Annotated in this window: 9 protein-coding genes; 7 read left to right on the top strand and 2 right to left on the bottom strand. The window is 69.0% G+C overall.

What is annotated here, in order from left to right:
* Nucleotides 1–298 precede the first annotated feature (298 nt).
* The 4 genes from ACFQO7_RS32515 (at nucleotide 299) to ACFQO7_RS32530 (ending at nucleotide 14,658) form a co-directional block, all read left to right on the top strand.
* Nucleotides 299–7,090, top strand: a complete 6,792-nt coding sequence (locus ACFQO7_RS32515) for a polymorphic toxin-type HINT domain-containing protein (protein ID WP_376809975.1) — start codon at nucleotides 299–301, stop codon at nucleotides 7,088–7,090.
* Nucleotides 7,090–7,431, top strand: a complete 342-nt coding sequence (locus tag ACFQO7_RS32520; RefSeq protein ID WP_376809976.1) for a hypothetical protein — start codon at nucleotides 7,090–7,092, stop codon at nucleotides 7,429–7,431. The genes ACFQO7_RS32515 and ACFQO7_RS32520 overlap by 1 nt, the downstream gene beginning before the upstream one ends.
* 538 nt (nucleotides 7,432–7,969) lie before the next feature.
* The gene (locus ACFQO7_RS32525) at nucleotides 7,970–11,026 is read left to right on the top strand and encodes a DNRLRE domain-containing protein (RefSeq protein ID WP_376809977.1); all 3,057 of its coding nucleotides are present in this window, start codon (nucleotides 7,970–7,972) and stop codon (nucleotides 11,024–11,026) included.
* Between the two features lie 5 nt (nucleotides 11,027–11,031).
* Entirely contained in the window at nucleotides 11,032–14,658 is a 3,627-nt protein-coding gene (locus ACFQO7_RS32530) for a LamG-like jellyroll fold domain-containing protein (protein ID WP_376809978.1), read from the top strand.
* A gap of 89 nt (nucleotides 14,659–14,747) precedes the next feature.
* Here ACFQO7_RS32530 and ACFQO7_RS32535 read toward each other — a convergent pair whose 3' ends face one another.
* The gene (locus ACFQO7_RS32535) at nucleotides 14,748–15,536 is read right to left on the bottom strand and encodes a S1 family peptidase (protein ID WP_376809979.1); all 789 of its coding nucleotides are present in this window, start codon (nucleotides 15,534–15,536) and stop codon (nucleotides 14,748–14,750) included.
* A gap of 368 nt (nucleotides 15,537–15,904) precedes the next feature.
* Here ACFQO7_RS32535 and ACFQO7_RS32540 point away from each other — a divergent pair, with 368 nt between their 5' ends.
* Entirely contained in the window at nucleotides 15,905–16,279 is a 375-nt protein-coding gene (locus ACFQO7_RS32540) for a PRC-barrel domain containing protein (RefSeq protein WP_376810007.1), read from the top strand.
* Between the two features lie 114 nt (nucleotides 16,280–16,393).
* On the opposite strand, the gene ACFQO7_RS32545 is transcribed toward ACFQO7_RS32540, so the two are convergent.
* Entirely contained in the window at nucleotides 16,394–16,540 is a 147-nt protein-coding gene (locus tag ACFQO7_RS32545; protein WP_376809980.1) for a hypothetical protein, read from the bottom strand.
* A gap of 310 nt (nucleotides 16,541–16,850) precedes the next feature.
* On the opposite strand from ACFQO7_RS32545, the gene ACFQO7_RS32550 reads away from it, so the two are divergent.
* Nucleotides 16,851–17,138, top strand: coding sequence for a hypothetical protein (locus ACFQO7_RS32550; protein ID WP_360528895.1), 288 nt, complete (start codon nucleotides 16,851–16,853; stop codon nucleotides 17,136–17,138).
* Between the two features lie 347 nt (nucleotides 17,139–17,485).
* The gene (locus ACFQO7_RS32555) at nucleotides 17,486–18,943 is read left to right on the top strand and encodes an MDR family MFS transporter (protein WP_376809981.1); all 1,458 of its coding nucleotides are present in this window, start codon (nucleotides 17,486–17,488) and stop codon (nucleotides 18,941–18,943) included.
* Nucleotides 18,944–19,079 lie beyond the last annotated feature (136 nt).

Genomic DNA, 19,079 nt, shown 5'->3' on the forward strand with positions numbered 1-19,079 from the left:
ATGCATATCATTGCCGAGATCGGGATGCCCGCCCGCAGCCCGATCACGGAGCGTGATCGGGTGTGGCCGCTCCGCACATTCCATCGACGTTCGGCATCGCCGAGGGCCGGTGTTCCCGCCTCGGTTGTCCTCTCACCGGGCAGCGGGGCACCCCTGTTTGGCCTACCATCCCGCTCCAAGTGCCTATGGAGGGTTGGTCATGCGGGGAATCATTCGTGGCCTGTCGGTGGGCCACACGTCGACTGTTCGGCGTGATGGCCGCGACGATCGAGGTGGTGGCGGCGACGCCGGCCACCCGTTGACGGCGCGTGTCGGCCGGGGCCGGCGCAAGCGGCTGCTGGTGGCGGCCCTCGCGCTGCCGCTTGTCGCCGGCCTGCTGCAGGTGCCCGCGCCGCCCGCCGCGGCCGAACGGCCCGACGGCCCGCGGATGCAGGCACAGCCCGCCCCGGCCAAGGGCACGGCCCTCAAGGCGGAGAAGGCCAAACCGGACCCGACCGCCGACAAGACGATGACCCGCGCCGACAAGGTCACCTGGCCGAGTGCCGGCAGTGCCGAGCTGGCCGCTGACGGCAAGCCCGCGACGCTGGGTGGCATGCCCGTCACGGTCGCCGCGGCGGCCGATGGGCGGAACCGCGTCGCGCAGGCCGACCGGGTGCAACGGGTCACGGCGCAGGTCGTGGAGCGCCGCGTGTCGGAGCGCGCCGGAGTCAGCGGCCCGATGTTCGGCCTGTCCCGGGCCGACGGCGCCGCGACCGGCGCGACCGTCCGGGTCCAGGTCGGCTACCAGGACTTCGCGCACGCCCGCGGTGGTGACTTCGGCGCACGACTGCGCCTGGTGGCGCTGCCCGCCTGCGCCGCGACCACCCCGGAGCGGCCCGAGTGCCGCATCCAGCGCCCGGTGCCGTCGGTCAACGATGTCGGCACCCAGACGCTGCGTGCCGATGTGGAGGCCTCGGCGACCGGTGCCGGGGCGATGATGTTCGCCCTCACCGCCGGCGACTCGTCCGCGCAGGGCGACTACAAGGCCACCCAGCTCGCCCCGTCGTCGTCCTGGCAGACGGCGCTGAGCTCCGGCGGCTTCGCCTGGAACTACCCGATTCGCGTCCCCGCCACGCCCAGCGGCCTCGGCCCGCAGGTCGCGCTGTCGTACTCGTCGCAGGGCGTGGACGGCAGCACCGCGGCCACCAACAACCAGGGCTCCTGGGTGGGCCAGGGCTTCAGCTACGAGCCGGGCTACATCGAGCGCCGCTACAAGCCGTGCAAGGACGACGGCCACGACACGTCCGCCGACCAGTGCTGGGCCTTCCACAACGGCACCATCATGCTGAACGGCGCCTCGGGCACGCTGGTGAAGATCGACGACAACACGTGGAAGTCCTCCAGCGACGACGGTGCCAAGATCGAACGGTTGGAAGGCGCCGTGAACGGCGACGACAACGGCGAGTACTGGAAGGTCACCACCACCGACGGCACGCAGTACTTCTTCGGCAAGAACCGGCTCAACGGCTGGAGCGCCAACAAGGAGGAGACGAAGTCGGTGTGGTCGGCGCCGGTCTACGGCGACGACTCCGGTGAGCCCTGCTACCAGAGCAGCGGGTTCGCCGACTCGTACTGCAACCAGGCCTGGCGCTGGAACCTCGACTACGTCATCGACCCGCGCGGCAGCGTGATCTCCTACTTCTACGGCCGGGAGTCCAACCACTTCGCCCGGGGCGGGCGCACCGACGTCGACGGTGCCGCGTACCACCGCGGCGGCTACCTCGCCCGGATCGACTACGGCCAGCGCGACAACGAGGTCTACTCGACCAACGCCCCGGCTCGGGTCGTGTTCAGCACGTTCGAGCGGTGCATCCCCGGTGGCGGCGTCGACTGCGACGAGCAGGACCTGACCGAGACGACCGCCGCCTCGTGGCCGGACGTGCCCGAGGACCTGATCTGTGCCGCCGGCACCCACTGCGAGGCCACCCAGGCCGCCCCGACCTTCTTCACCCGCAAGCGCCTCACGAAGATCCAGACGCAGGTGCGCGGTGCCACGGACTGGCTGCCCGTGGAGTCCTGGGCGCTGGAGCACGACTTCAAGGCCAACGACGACGCGTCCCGGACGCTGTGGCTGAAGAAGATCACCCACACGGGCCACTGGGGCGGCACGGACGTCACCCTGCCCCCGACCGAGCTGGACGGCATCCAGCTGCCCAACCGGATCGTCAAGGACGGCGACAACCTCGGCCCGCTGATCCGCTACCGCCTGTCGACCGTCAAGACCGACACCGGCGCCCAGATCACGATCAACTACAAGACGCCCGACTGCACCAAGGACAACCTGCCCACGGCCGGCAACTCCACCCTGCGCTGCTACCCGGTGGTCTGGAACCCGCTGGGCGGCGACGACGAGGACCGGGTCACCGACTGGTTCCACAAGTACGTCGTGGACAGCGTGGTCGAGGACGACCTGGTCGGCGGCAACGACGACATGGTCGCCAAGTACGAGTACGTCGGCACGCCCGCCTGGCGCAAGGCCGACCCGGACGGGATCACGAAGGAGGAGTACCTCACCTGGTCCCAGTGGCGCGGATACCAGCAGGTGACCGTGCGCAACGGCAACGGGCAGAGCATGCCCGGCCGGATCGACCACTTCTTCCTGCGCGGCATGAGCGGCGCCGAGCTGGCCGACGGCACGAAGCCGGTCGTCACCCGCACCGACTCCACCGGCGCCGGCTACACCGACCACGACGAGTGGTCCGGGCACGCGCTGGAGACGATCGTCTACAACGGCTCCCAGATCGTCTCGAAGACGATCAAGCAGCCGTGGCGGCACATCACCCGTACCCAGACCGAGACCTGGGGATCGAACGTCGCCGCGTACGTCGGCACCGACGTGGTCCGCGAGCTGACCGCGATGCCGGACAACCCACCGGGCACCCCGGTGTGGCGGGAGACGAAGAAGGTCACCACCTACGACCCGACCTGGGGTCGGGTCACCAAGCTCGACGACCTCGGTGAGGTCGGCACGGGCAAGGACGGCGACGACCGGTGCACGCTCACCTACTACGCCGACAGTCCGACCAAGTACATGTACAGCTACGTCTCGCGGACGCGGACCGTCTCGGCCAAGTGCGACGTGACGAGCCCCAACCTGAACACCCAGCTGCTCGCCGATGCGCGCACCAGCTACGACCTCGGGGCCTGGGGCGCGGCGCCCACCAAGGGCATCGCCACCCGCAGCGAGACGCTCGACCGGTACGACGGCACGAACACCCTGTACATCGTCGACAGCGAGATCACGAGCCTGGACACGCACGGCCGCGCGCTGTCGGCCAAGGACGCGCGTGCCATCGCCGAGGCGCGGCCTTACGCGGTGCAGACCGAGTACACCGAGACCTACGGACTGACCACGCAGGTGAAGATCACCAACGCGCTCGGCTACTCCACGACGAACACGGTGGATCCGGCGTACGGCGCGCCGACCGCGTCGGTCGACCTGAACGGCAAGCGCACGGACCTGGTCTATGACGGTCTCGGCCGGATCAAGGCGGTGTGGCTGCCCGACCGCAGCAAGGCCGATGGCGCCGGCGCGAACACGAAGTTCACCTACCTGGTGCGCAACGACAAGTCGACCGTGATCTCCACCGAGTTGATCAACAACGACGGCGGATACCGGGTCAGTCACGAGCTCTTCGACGGGCTGCTGCGCCCCCGGCAGAACCAGGCGCCCGGCTCGGGCGGCTGGCTGCTGACCGACACCTTCCACGACGGGCTCGGCCGCGCCTTCAAGGTGAACGCCGCGTACCTGGCGACGGGCACGGCGGGAGACATCCCGATCATCACGCCCGAGGGATCGGTCAACGGGCAGACCACCACCACGTTCGACCAGGCCGGCCGACCGATCATGGAGACGTTCTCCGTGGCGGGTGACGCGCGATGGTCGACCACCACCTCCTACGAGGGCGACCGGGTGCACACGGACCCGCCCACCGGCGGCACGCCGACCACGGTCGTCACCGACGCCCGCGGCCAGACCACCGAGCTGCACCAGTACCACGGCGCGAGCCCCACCGGACCGGCCGACATCACCCGCTTCACGTACACCGCCGCCGGTCTGCTCGACAAGTCCACCGATGCGGCGGGCAACGTGTGGGACCACGACTACAACCAGCGCGGCCAGGAGATCCTCACCAAGGACCCCGACAGCGGCAACACCGAACGCACCTACAACACCTCCGGTGACGTGACCTCCTCCAAGGACGCCCGGCAGCTCACGCTCTCCCACAAGTACGACGTGCTGGGACGCAAGATCGAGACGTGGCAGGGGGCCGTCGGCAGTGGCACGAAGCTGTCGGCCTGGGTGTACGACACCCTCGCCGGAGCGAAAGGGCAGTTGCACTACAGCCAGCGGTTCGCGGGCGGGCACACCTACTCCATCGTCACCGCGACTCGCGACTCGCTGTACCGGCCGACCAAGGTCCGGTACACGTTCCCCTCGGCCGGCGTCGGCACGGAGCTGGGCACCAGCTACGAGTTCACGGCGGCGTACAACACCGACGGCACCGCCCAGTCCTTCGGCATGCCCGCCGCGGGTGGCCTGGCCGCGGAGGCCGTCGCCACCACCTACGACAGCCTGCTGCGCCCGACCGCGCTCACGGGCAGCAGCAGCTACGTGGTGGCGGAGGGCACCCGGTACGGCAACCTCGACGAACTGCTCGGCCTCCAGCTCTACACCGGCGCAGGCAAGAAGGCCTGGCTGAGCTACGAGTACGAGCGGGGAACCGGCCGGCTGACGCGTGCGCGCCTGGACCGGCAGGACATCTCCTTCATCGACATGGACGCCCGCTACCAGTACGACGACTCGGGCAACGTCCTGTCCATCGCCGACACGCCGGTCAACCGGCCCGGCGACGTCCAGTGCTTCGACTACGACTACCTGGGCCGGCTCACCAACGCCTGGGCACACACCAGCGCCGTCAAGACCTGTGCCGACGGGGTGGCTCAGACCGGGGTGGGCGGCCCCGCGCCGTATCACCACTCGTGGACGTACGACAAGGCGGGCAACCGCGACGTCGAGACCATCCACTCCACCGTGCCCGGCGTCGCCGACACGGTCCGCGACTATACCAACCCGGCGCAGGGCCAGGGCCAGAACCAGCCGCACACCGTCACGAGGATCGACGAGGTCGGCCCGAACGGCAACAAGACCTACAACTACGGCTACGACCAGGCCGGCAACACCGCGTGCCGGCCCAACTCCGCGGCCGGCAACGTCTGCGCGCCGACACCGAGCGGCCACCAGGCCCTGACCTGGGACGCGGAGGGGCACCTGGCGACGAGCACGCCCGGCGGCGGGCAGCCCACCAGCTACATCTACGACGCCGACGGCAACCGCATCGTGCGCAAGGAGCCGAACGGCAGCACCACGCTCTACCTGCCGGGCATGGAACTCACCCGCACCGGCACCGTGGTGGCGGGCACCCGCTACTACTCCTTCGAGGGCCAGATCGTGGCCGTGCGGACCTCCGGCGGCGTGTTCTTCCAGGCCGCGGACCACCACGGCACCGCCGGTGCCACCGTCAACGCGGCCACCGGCGACATCACCTGGCGCCGGACGACCCCCTTCGGCACCGCTCGGGGCACCGCGCCCACGTTCTGGCCGGACCAGATGGGCTTCATCGGCGGAACACAGGACCCGACCAGCGGCCTCACCCACATCGGGGCTCGCGAATACGATCCGGGGATCGGCCGGTTCGTCAACCCCGATCCGCTCCAGGACCTGGGCAATCCGCAGCAGTGGAACGCATACACGTACTCGAGCAGCAGTCCCGTCACCAAGAGCGACCCGAGCGGAATGGTGGAGTGCCACCCGGAGGAGGGGGACTGCGGACCGGACCCCATCGTCGACGGCCCGCAGTGGACCACCACCTATCCGAACGGCACCGAGCTGACCCTCGTCATCGAGGACGGCGACCCGTTCTTCTGCATCGACGGCTTCTGCTTCAACGAGAAGGACGTCCCGGACCCGTACGTTCTGGCGGAGAGTGTCGACAAGCAGGTCGTGAAGTGGCGCAAGAGCCGTAATGCCGAGGAGCTGACCGAACTCGACGTGATCGTGCTGCTCTCCAACGGCTGTATCAACGCCGCGACGTGGGTGTGCAGCTCGTTCCTGGAGAACGACCTGGACAGTTACCATGCCGCTCTGGTCGCGGCGCAGAGCAACCCCTCGCTCGGGCAGATGATGTTCACGGCCTTGCTGGCGGAGGTCTTCTCGGGCTTCACCGGCGCCGGCTGCGGGGGTTGGCGATCTCCGCGAACCGCACCACGCACCATCACCGGCCGCGGCAACAGCTTCGCTCCCGGAACGCTGGTGCTGATGGCCGACGGGACGACGAAGCCGATCGAGGACGTACGCGTCGGTGACCAGGTCGTGGCCACCGACCCCGAGACGGGCGTCACCGCGGTGAGGGAGGTGACGGCGCTTCACGAGAACGCGGATGAGCTGCTGACCGACGTCTCGATCCGGGTGGACGGTGTGGACGGCGTCAGCACGGTCCACACCACCTGGGAACACCCGTTCTGGGTCGCGTCTGCCCGTTACTGGGCCGAGGCCGCGGATCTCCGCTTCGGTGACGACCTGCGCACGGCGGACGGCGTGACGGCCACCGTCCTCGATGTGCGGAACCGGGTCGGGCAGGAGCTGATGTACAACCTGACCGTCGCCGACATCCACACCTACTACGTGCTCGCCGGCGAGACCCCGGTCCTGGTGCACAACACCGGTGGGCCCAAGGGCGGCCCGACGTGCAACAAGACGATGGACGGGTGGCCGAAGCAGGAGGGCGGGAACTGTTACAAGTGCGCTGTCAAGATCCAGAAGAAGCTCGGCGGCGGGGAGATCGTGTACATCAAACCTAAATATGGTGATCGCCTCGGTCCTTCCACCCATGATCCAGACGGTGAATGGCGCTATCACTATGTCGTCGTCAAGGACGGTCGGGTCTACGACGGCACGACCGGGAAGAACGGCCTGACGCCCGATCAATTCAAGGCACAATGGACAGGGAAGAGATTCGACTACGCCCCCGACATTGACTTTGGATTCTGATGGATCATCTAGAGCTCGCGCGGCGACTCCGGGTCACCCCGCGCATGTTCCTGCCCGACGACCGGTTCGCCACGCTTGTCGCCTTCCTGGAGGGTGGTAACCAGCTGACGAACGGGGACCTTCTGCGGGGGTTCAATGAGTGGGTGCAGGAGCGGCTCCACGGCCCTGATTACCAGAGCTCCCTGCACTGGTCGGCGGAGATAGCCGAGTCGGTCGCCGGCCGCGCCAGGAAGGGGCTGAGCATGCCCGAAGCTCAGGAGGAGCAGGCGAAGGAACTGCTTCTGGATGCGCTGGACGGGTTCCTGGCAGCCAACCCTCGGTCGGCGGCGGTCGACGACTGACAGATGTGAGCTGCGGGCTTCGGATCCGGCAGGGCCTATCGGTCCTGCCGGATCCGAGACTCCCGTCGTCTACGCCGCGCATCTGGTCAGGCGGCGTCGGGAATGAACTCAAAGCGCCAGTTACTCCCGGTCTCAGCATGCTGTGAGATAGCTCTCAGTCTGTTGAGGGCAGCCGCCGCGGGCGTATTCCGCAGCGGATCACTCTCCGTGATCGCGCTTCGTCAGACGGTTGCAGAAATCGACTGCGTTGACTGCATGGCGCGTGCGACGGACAGCCACTCTGCAGCGCCGCGGGACAACGCGATCGCAGACATTGGCCTAGCGTGCCACTCCAAGTGTCCTTGGAGGTTGAGTCATGCGGGGTCTGCTCGCCGTCAGTCGACGGAGTGTAGGTAGGTCGTTCGGTGCCGCTCTTGCGGCAACCGTGACGACCGTCAGCCTGTTGGTAGTTCCGGCTTCGGCCGAGGAGGCACCGGCGGTCACCGCCGGTGCGATTAAGGAGAATGCGGAGGCCGGTGGAGCATCGGCCGAGAAGTCAGTGGCTCAGGCGCAGACGGAGGCGGCCGCAGAGGCGCGCGCGTCCGGCCGGCGCGTCCGGGTCGACGAGCTCACGGACGAGACCACCGAGGTCTGGGCGATGCCCGAGGGTGGTTTCCAGGCGACGCTGAGCCTCGGCCCGGTGCGGACCAAGCGCGGCGAGGACTGGGTGCCGGTCGACCTGACGCTGGTCAAGGACCCGGCCACCGGTGCGATCCGCACCGTCGCCGACCCGTACGACATCACGGTGTCCGGTGCCCGCCCGGCCGGCTCAGGCGAGCTGCTGGGCATCGGCAAGGCCGCCGACCGGCTGTCGATGGCCTGGGACGGTGCGCTGCCCGAGCCGGTGCTGTCCGGCAGCAAGGCGACCTACGTCGACGCCAAGCCCGGCGTGGACCTCGTCGTCGAGGTGACCCGCGGCGGGGTCGAGACCTTCCTCGTCGTGAAGACCGCCGCCGCCATCGCCCAGGTGCGCGACGTGTCGTTCCCGGTGACCGGGCCCGGCGCCGCGGCCTCGGTGAGCGACAAGCACGGCAACGTCACCCTCAAGGACGCCGAGGGGCGTGACGTCGCGATCGCTCCCGCGCCGGAGATGTGGGACGCGGCCAAGACGGCCACCGGCGACCCGGCGCACCTGAAGAAGGTCGACACCGAGGTCAGCACCACGGCGCAGGCGTCCGAAGCCGGTGTCTCCGGCCGTACCGCCCGCACGGGCGTGAACTTCCGGCTGCGTCCGGACGAGGCGTGGCTGAAGGACAAGTCACGCCAGTTCCCGCTGACCATCGACCCGCAGATCAACCCGCTGTCGGCCCCCTACGACATCTACGTCAAGGAGACCGACACCACCCACAACGGTGGCAACGGCGACATCCAGATCGGTATCGGGTCCGGCCTCAAGCACCGCGGCCTCGCCCGGCTGAACACGACCGCCCTGGTCGGCACCTCGATCACCTCGGCCACGTTCTACTTCTGGAACTTCTGGTCCGGCATCTGCGGGTCGCGGAACTGGGAGCTGTGGACCACCGGCCCGATCCCGAACGGCGTGCTGTGGGACAACCAGCCCACCTGGAACACCCTCCACACCACGTCGAGCCAGACCATGGGCGGCGACGCCTGCAGCGACGGCTGGGTGAGCATCGACGGCAAGGCCTTCCTGCAGGCCGCCGCCAACGCGGGCGACACCGCCGCCGACATGGGCCTGCGGACCAACGAGACCGACGGGACCTACTTCAAGCAGTTGCGTTCCTCGAACTACTCGGACACCACGCAGATCCCGTACGCGGTGGTGAACTACAACTCGTACCCGAGCGTGACCGCCCGGTCGACGACCCCGGCGACGACCTGCACCACCGGTGCCGGCCGGCCCACGATCGACACCGTCACCCCGCAGCTGTCCGCGACCGTCACCGACGTCGACACCGGTGCCACGGTGACGACGGAGTTCGAGTGGTGGGCCGTCGGCGGCTCGGCGAAGATCGGCTCGACGGTGACCGCGGCAGGCGCCTCCGGAACCGCACAAACCGTCACGGTCCCGGCGGGCGCGTTCGCCGAAGGCGGCAGCTACCAGTGGCGGGCGCGCGGCAGCGACGGCTCACTCACCAGCCCCTGGTCGTCGTTCTGCGAGTTCACCGTGATGGTCCTGCCGCCGCCCGCACCCGGCTGCCAGTTCGGCGTCGACGGTGACTTCAACGGCGACGGCACGCGCGACATGCTCGTCGCGGACCCGCTGGCCACCGTGAACGGCGACGCCAAGGCCGGCCTGGTCCGGATCGTCAACGGCGCCGACGGTGCCACCCGGGCCATCACCCAGGACGACACGGAGATCATCGGCGACTCCGAGCCGGACGACCGGTTCGGCCACTCGCTGGCCATCTACGACGCGAACCTGGACGGCTGCGCGGACGTGGCGATCGGCGCCCCGTTCGAAGACGACGGCTCGCTCGTCGACGCCGGTGAGGTGCAGCTCGTGTTCGGTGCTCCGGAGGGCCTGGGCCGCGGCCCGAGCACCCCGGCGATCCGGTACGCGCAGGGCGTCGGCGGCGCCCCGGGCACCCAGGCGGGCGGCGACTGGTTCGGTTACTCCCTGGCCGGCGGCAAGACGTCGGCGGGCCAGCCGTTCCTGGTCGTGGGCGTGCCCGGCGACGACGCCAACGCGAAGGACAACAGCGGCTCGGTGTACTACTACCGGGGTTCGGTGAAGGTCGCGTTCGACCAGCTCAACGGTGCCGCCGGCACGCCTGAGGTGGACGACCGGTTCGGTTACGCGGTGGCCGCCACGCCATACCACATCGGCGTGTCCACGCCGGGTGAGGCGCAGGCGACCGGGACGGAGTTCTCCGGCTTCGTGTGCGCCTACAGCCACACGCTGACCAGCAACCTGCCCACCCGGGGCGGTTGTGCCACGCAGAACTCCCCCAACGTCGACGGTGATTCGGAGGCGGGCGACCTGTTCGGCCAGTCGATCGCGATGGCGCCGTACTGGCCCGTCGGCGACTCGATCATGGTCGTCGGCGTGCCGGGCGAAGACGCCGTGGACGGCGCCGACGCCGGCATGGTGCACGAGTTCCGGGTATCCGGCACGTCCCTCACCCAGCTCAAGGCGACCAGCCAGAACACGGCGGGTATCTCGGGAGACAACGAGGCCGGCGACCAGTTCGGCGCGAAGGTGATCGTGGTCAACACCAGCCCCGGCACCGCACCCACCGCGTCCACCGTGCTGGTCGCGGTCGGCGCGCCGGGTGAGGACCTCGGCTCGACCCGCGACGCGGGCACGATCCGGGTGTACGCCGGCGGGGCGGGCACGATCACCTACGACGTCGTCGTCGAGCGTGTGGCGGGATCCCTGCCCGGCACCGCGGGTGAGCGGGAGCTGATCGGCATCAGCATGGGCGCGTCGCCGACGGAGCTGTTCGTCTCCTCGCCGTACCAGAACCAGGCGGTGTGGGGTCTGTCCTGGGCATCGCTCGGCGCCGACACGGTCACGGTCACCAAGACCCTGGCTCCCGGCACCGGCCTGCCCGCCACCGGTTCGGTCGCTCTCGGCACGCAGGTCGGGTGACGGCGATGCGAAGAAGTCTGCAGAAGGTGTTCGGCAATTCGATGAAGGAGCAGGTCGGCATGGTACGGGGGTGGCGCGTCCGCGCGCTGGCGACGACGGCGGCCTTGGGCCTGGTCGCCGCCGGATGGTGGGTGGCGGTGCCGGACAGCGGCTCCGGCGACGTGGTCGCGATGGGGGCGGCGGGCGCTGCGGCGCCGAGCACGCCGTGGACGGAGCAGCAGGCGCAGGTCGCCGCGGTGAAGTCCGGCAAGCAGGTCGAGGTGGCCGGCCGGGCGAACACCCGGCAGGTCACGTACGCCAACCCGGACGGCTCCTTCACCCAGGAGACGCACGTGCAGCCGTACCGCACGTTGCAGAAGGGGAAGTGGGTCCCGATCGACACGACCATGATCCGCTACCCGGACGGCAGCGTCGGGCCGAAGGCGGCCGTCACGTCGATGCGGTTCTCCGGCGGCGGTGACATGCCGCTGGCCACCATCACCCGGACCGGCCGCACCATGCGGCTGACCTGGCCCGGTGGCCTGCCGACGCCGACGCTGGCCGGTGACACCGCGACCTATGCGCTCGACAAGGACGTCGACCTGGTCCTCCGGGTCAGTTCCACCGGTTACAGCCACGTGCTGGTGGTCAAGACCCCCGAGGCGATGCGCGACCCGCGCTTCGCCCAGGTCAAGTACGGCCTGAGCGGCGACCATGTCACCTACTCGGTCGACGGCGGCCGCCTGGTCGCGCACGACAAGGGCTCCGGTGGCCTGGTGTTCGAGGCGCCGGTCCCGAAGATGTGGGACCACGGGGCCCCCGAGGAGCGGGCCGACGGCTCGCTGTCGGCGGTGTCCGCGCCGCAGTCGTCGATCCGCGCCGAGATGAAGGCCGCCGTCAAGGACGGCATGCTGGTGCTCACGCCCGACGCGGCGATGCTCGCCCGGACGGACCTGCGTTACCCGCTGTACCTCGACCCGTACACCGCCCCGCACACGAACACCTCGTGGGCGATGGTCGACTCGGGTTACCCGGACGAGGAGAACTGGAAGTTCGACGGCGACCGGGACGAGCGGATCGGCCTGTGCAACCGGACCGACTCGCCGAACTACTGCAACAACTCGTACATCAAGCGGCTGCTTTACGCGATCCCGACGCCCTACCAGGACGACACGCTCGTGATCTCGGCCGCCACCTTCAAGATCACGATGGTGCACACGTACGACGGTTCGGCCCGCAACGTCACGCTGTACCGCATGGGCGCGGGCATCTCGTCCGCGACGAACTGGCGCAACCAGCCGGCGTGGAGCAAGGCGCAGGAGACCAAGGCCCCCACGGTCTCGCAGGGCTCGTGCACGACGACGAACCACAACGTGACCTTCAACGCCAAGGCCGCGGTCCTCGAGGCGCAGTCCAGCGACTGGGCGACCACCACGTTCGGTCTGCGGGCCAACGACGAGGACAGCAAGTACTACATCAAGCGGTTCTGTGACAACGCGGTGCTGTCGGTCACCTACAACCGCGTACCGGCGGTGCCGACGACGCTGACCTCGAACCCGGGCGGCCCCTGCCGCACCGGCACGGTGGACAACTCCTGGTACGTCTCCAGCGTGCCGAAGCTGTCCGCGTACCTGGCCGACTCGGACGACAAGGACGCCGAGCCCTTGACCGCGCGGTTCACCGTGCAGTGGATGGAGAACGGCACCCAGCAGACCAAGGTCTGGACTAGTGGTGAGAAGGCCAACAAGTCCACGTTCGACTACGACCTGAGCTTGCCCGTCACGGGAGTTCCCACCCTGCCGCAGAACACGGTCGTCTCCTGGTACGTGGAGTCGTCCGACGGCACCGCCTGGAGCACGAAGTCGACCACCTGCGGCTTCATCCTGGACACGACGAAGCCCGCCGGTCCCGACATCGACTCCGCGAACTACCTGCCGGACGACGCCGCCGACAACGCCGGGACCAACCCGGCGGGCTGCATCGAGGGTGACGTCTGGCACGACGGCGTCGGCCGCTACGGCAGCTTCACGTTCGACACGAGCGCGACCGACGTGGTCTCGTACAAGTACTCGTTCGACGGCGCTCCGAGCACCTCGATCGCCACGACGGCCGGTGGCCCGGTGTCCGTCTCCTGGCTGCCGCTGACCGAGGCGCCGCACACCGTGTCGGTCATCGCGGTCGACGCGGCGGGCAAGGAGAGCGACACCAGCAGCTGCACCTTCCGGATCGGAGCGGGCAACGCGCCGATCGGGCAGTGGAAGCTCGACGAGCAGGCGGGTCCGACCGCCTCGGACATGGCCGGCGCCAACCACGCGACCGCGGGCACGGCCGTGTCGTTCGGCCAGCCCGGACCCGGTGGCGTCCTGCACCGCTCGGTGCTGCTTGACGGCAGCGCTGCCAGCTACCTGAGCACCACGACGACCGGACTGCTCGACACCAGCAAGGGCTTCACGGTGTCGGCCTTCGTCAAGGTGAACGACCTGTCGCGACCCCAGGCCGCGGTGTCGCAGGACGGCTCGGGTGAGCCCGGCTTCGTGCTGGGCTACGACGGCGCCGGCCGGTGGACCTTCCGCGTGCCGGTGTCAGACCTCGACACGCTGGGCACCTGGAGCGTCAGCACCGGGCAGACGGTCACCGCGACCACCGGCTGGACCCACCTGACCGGCATGTTCGACCCGGTGCTCAACAAGCTGTCGCTGTACGTCAACGGCACGTTCGTGGCGAACGCGACCATCACGTCGGAGTGGGCCTCCCACGGGCCGCTGCAGTTGGGGCGGCGCACCGCCAAGACCGGCTACACCGACGCCTGGTCCGGCGGGCTCGCCGACGTGATCGTGTACGACCGGCTGCTGATGGGTACGGAGATCGGCGAGATCGCCGAGCCGCGCCTGAAGCGGGAGGTGTACTGGTCGCTGGACAGCGCGGACGAGGTCGACACCGCTCCGGGCACGTACGTCAGCCCCGAGGTCGTGGGTGACGGACTGGAGGCCGACCCGGCCAAGGAGCTGACCCTCTCCGGCGGGGCGCACCTGTACGTCCCGGACTACGACATCGATCCGGTGGCGGAGTCGCCGCTCATGGGCGCGGGGCACCTGGAGCTCTACGGCACCGGCGAGTACGCGGCCAACAGCCTGCCGCTCGCGGGCACCACCGGCAGCTTCTCGGTGACCGCACGGGCCAAGCTCGCCGCGGCGTGCTCGGCCGACCAGGTGGTGCTGTCACAGCCGGGGACCAGCGTCAGCCGGTTCCAGGTGCGCTGCGCCACGGTGGGCGGCCAGCAGCGCTGGCAGCTCGCGGTCGCCAACAGCGACAGCACCACCACCGGTTGGACGACCGTGGTCGACACGGTTCGCCTGCCGAACCCGAACGACGCGGCCGGCTCGCACCTCGCGGTGACGTACAACGCCTACACCAAGCAGGTGCAGCTGTTCGTCAACGGCCAGCTGTCCGGCACCGTGGATCACACCGCGGTCTGGAACGGCGCCGACCGCGGCATCCAGGTCGGCCGGGCGCTGCTGGACGGCACCACGACCACGCCGACGTACGGGTCGTACTTCTCCGGTGTCATCGACGACGTGCGCGTCTACACCGGCGTGCTCGAACCGGTGACCATCTCGCGGCTGGCGGACCTGACGCCCCAGTCCGAACTCTGAGATGATCCGGGGCGGTGGCGGTCCGACACGGGCCGCCACCGCCCCTCTCAGTTCGACCGGGCAGGCAAGCCGACTCGGTCGCCGACTCGTCAACCGCGGATGATCTGCTTGATCCAGTCGGCGATGTTGTCCACCCGGGAGGTCCGCTCCTCCAGCGAGTGCGGGCAGGACGGCCCGCCGCTCTCCACCGACACCAGAGTGGGATGCCCCTTGCCGTGCTCCGTGAAGTACGGCGCACCGGAGTCGTACGGGCAGGCGCTGGTGTCGGGCGACGGCGCCAGGCCGGTCACGCCGACACTGGGTGCCGTCACCGCGACGACGGTGACCTGGCCGGTCCGCAGCTGCGGCGACGGCACGGGGCTGGAACTGGTGACCGAGCCGAAACCGGTGATCCGCAGGACGTCGCCGACATTCGGCGCCTTACGGCTCAGAGCCAGCGGCTTGATGCCCTTGATCGGGAAGCTGAGCTTCGCCAGCGCCAGATCGGTGGTGGGCGACTGGCGCACGGCGATGACGGTGGCGACGTGACCGATGTCGGTGGTCAGGTCGGCCCGCCCGACGGTGGCGGTGGTCAGGTCGGCGACCGGCCGCTCGACCCGGACGCCGTTGAAGTCCCGGAAGCAGTGCCCCGCGGTGACGATCCACTGTGGTGCGATGAGCGCACCCGAACAGGCACTGTTGCGGCGACCGCCGTCGGCCGTCGGGATCCCGGTCATGGTCAGCTTGACCGCGAACTCATACTGGCCGTTGGGCACGATCTCGCTGTTCGCGACGGCGTTCGCGGGGCCGGCTGAGAAGATCCCGAGGCCGGCCGCGATGATCGTCGACGAGAGCAGCAGCCCGGCCCGTCGAATGCGGTGCTGGTGTGTGACGTCCAAGAACTCATCCTTCGCTCTGCGCGGGAGGGCCCGCGTCTGTCTGTCGTCGACTGCCTCGACGGCGGCGACGGCAAACTTCCCTTCCACTATGGATAGACGCCGAACGCGTGGCACTTGGTTGTGATCTCCAAGCATTCGATGTCATGGCGGCGACGGTGGACTTGATCGAGCGAGGAGCGCAGCTCGCTCCGGATATGCCCACGCGGCTGAGCCTGCCGTTGGTCTTGCGGGCGAGCCTTGCCGCCGAGAGCTGAACCCGTGTTCGCCGGGGCGGATCGGTTCGAGGGAGCCTGTGATGATTGGCGGGACTGCCAGCGGGTAAGTGGGCAGCGTACTTGGCGGTGAGCAAGGAGGCTGTCGTGACGCTGATGAACCCCACGCCCTGGGATCCGTGGAACTACCACGAGACCTTGGACTACAAACCCGTCATCGAAGGCGGGGAGAGGGATTTGACCGGCTTCCGGGTGGAGGCGACCGACGGCCCGATCGGCAAGATCGACGAGCAGGCCGGGGAGCAGGGCTCGCGGATCCTCGTGGTCGACACCGGCCCGTGGATCTTCGGCAGCAAGGTGGTGCTGCCTGCGGGCGTCATCAAGAGCATCGACCTCGACGACGAGCGTGTCTACCTCGACTGCACCAAGGACCAGGTCAAGGACGCACCGGAGTACGAGGCCGAGCGCCACCAGGACGGTGCCTACCTCGACTCGCTGGGCTCGTACTACGGCCAGTTTCGGCAACTCTGACGGCGCGACCGCAGGCGGCACCCGGTGACCGCCCAGCGGGCCGGCCCGCGCCCACGCCGGGAAAAGGAACAGGCCCGGGTCCGCTCAGCGGTACCCGGGCCTGTCGGCTCGTGCTCATCGCGCCGTGCGGTCGCGCGCCTCGCGGCGCTTGCGGCCGTGGCGGTGCACCCTGTTGGCGACCCGCTCCTTCGCGGCCTGGTCGATGAGCTCTCGGTGATGCATCTTCGCGAGAGCGAAGTCCATCTCGGGCGATCCGAACATCTCAGACTCCTCAGTCCTTGACACTGTGTTACCGACGAGATGAATACTCCTCCGGCGGCAGGCTCTGCCCATCCGCACCGGCGGCGTATCTTCCCTGCACCCGACCTACTTAGACAGCCGCCCCGCCCGCTCTAGGTATGCCTACTCGTAGTGAGGGCCGTCACGGCCGAACTTCCACCGCGCAGGTCGATGTGCTCGCCGGTACCGTGATCCGGCTGTCCACTGATACCCTCGACGTTCGAACGTATGTTCGAAAGCGGGTGGCCGCCCGCGTCAGGGCGGTCTCGTTCTCGTCGAAGGGCGGGCAGGCGTGAGGCGTCTGTGGGCAGGCGATTTCCGGCGGGGCGCGCTGTCGTACCGCGTTCGCGACAACCAGGTGCTGTACGTCGTACGCCGGGACTGGTCCCACCCGGCTACACACGAGTTCGTCCTGCCGCGACTGACCGAGGCCGAGGCGGTCCGGACCGCTGCCGCGGACTTTCGCTACTGGCGGCCCGGCCCGGTGCGCCCGCGGCTGAGCGTGGTGCAGATCAGCGCGAACGACCTGCGCATACATCGCCGCCGCCGCGACTGCATGGCACCCGACTGCCCGCGCTGACGGCCGCTGCCCTGCGGCGCTCACCTGTGGAAACGTTCGCCCGTCGATCGTCGGCGGCATGACTCCGGCCGGGTCGGGTGGGAAGTAGTGACGAGCGCCACTGCCGTTCCGGCGGATCGGTGCGCCTTCGGTGACACCGTTCCGGCCGGAATGTTGTTGTAGGTGTCGTCACCCGTTGGGAGTCGTCTGCCGGTGAAATCCGGGTGACCTTTGCCAGAACTTGTAGCAGTGTGAGTAGCTGCGATGCGTTTTGTCGGTGGCATCGGTCAGTCTGGGCAAGACAGCGACTGCCGGTGAGTCCGCCGGCAGTCATCGCCTGAATCCCCGAGACCCCCGATAGAGGTACCGTGTCCAGCCAGCTGCTCGACTCACCCACCAAAACCGCGACACCGCCGTCAGGTCGCACCCCGCCCGTGATCCGGCTGCTCGTGCTGGCCACGTTCATCGTCATCCTCAACGAGACGATCATGATCAACGCGATCCCGAACCTGATGGACGCGTTGAAGATCACCGAGCAGACCGCGCAGTGGCTCTCGACCGCCTTCATGCTGACCATGGCCGCGGTCATCCCGATCACCGGCTGGTTCCTGCAGCGCGTGTCCACGCGCGGCGCGTACGCCACGGCGATGGGCCTGTTCCTGCTCGGCACCGCGGCTGCCGCCGTCGCACCGAGCTTCGAGATGCTGCTCGGCGCGCGCATCATCCAGGCGTCCGGCACGGCGGTGATGATGCCGCTGCTGATGACCACGCTGATGCACGTGGTGCCCGAGCACGACCGGGGCAAGGTCATGGGCAACGTCACCCTGGCCATCTCGGTCGCGCCCGCGATGGGCCCGGCGCTGTCGGGCGTGATTCTCAACTTCGGGTCCTGGCGTCTGCTGTTCGCCGTGGTGTTCCCCATCGCCGCCGTGATCGCCTGGGGTGGCCTGAAGCAGTTGGAGAACGTCGGCGAGCCCGAGGTCAGCACCATCGACTGGTTCAGCGTGACGCTGGCCGCACTCGGCTTCGGCGGCCTGGTCTACGGGCTCAGCCAGTTCCAGGGCGACGACCTCGGCATGGCCGCCGGAATCGTCGCGGCCGGGCTGGTCGCCATCGCCGTGTTCGTCTTCCGCCAGCTGTCGCTGCAGAAGTCCGGGTCCCCGCTGATGGACCTGCGGACGCTCAAGCACCGCACGTACACGATCGCGCTGATCCTGATGTCGGTCGCGTTCATGGCCATGCTCGGCTCGATGATCCTGCTGCCGCTGTACCTGCAGAACATCCGCGGGCTCAGCGCGCTGCAGGCCGGGCTGCTCGTCATGCCCGGCAGCCTGGCCATGGGCCTGCTCGGGCCGTCCGTGGGCCGCCTGTTCGACCGGTTCGGCGGCCGGGTCCTGGTCATCCCCGGGGCGATCGCGATCTCGCTGGCGCTCGCCGGCTTCACCCAGGTCTCGATGACCATGCCGTACTGGCAGCTGCTCGCCATGCACGCGCTGCTCATGGTGGGTCTGGCCGCGACCTTCACCCCGGTCTTCACCCTGGGTCTCGGCGCGGTCCCGCCGCCGCTGTATGCCCACGGCAGTTCGATCCTGGGCACGCTGCAGCAGGTCGCGGCGGCCTTCGGCACCGCGCTCGTGGTCACGGTGATGAGCGCGCGGGCCGACTCGCTCAAAGCCGACGGTGTCGCCGCCACGGCCGCAAGCCTGGATGGCATGCGGCTGGCGTTCGTCATCGGCGTGGTCCTGTCCATCGGCGTGGTCGTCACGGCGCTGCTGCTGCCCGCCAGGGCGGACAGCAACGCCGAAGGCGCGGTGCACGCGCACTGAGCAGCATCTGAAGGCAGGGCGCACCCCGTTGCGGGCGGTGCCCTGCCTTCATGGTTTCCGAATGTGCTGCGACCAGGCTGCCCCAAGCGGCCGGCTCGGCGGGTATCGAGAGGCTCCGACCTTTTCTCAAAGAATT

The sequence above is a fragment of the Catellatospora aurea genome, from assembly GCF_042663325.1.
Taxonomy (GTDB): Bacteria; Actinomycetota; Actinomycetes; order Mycobacteriales; family Micromonosporaceae; genus Catellatospora; species Catellatospora aurea.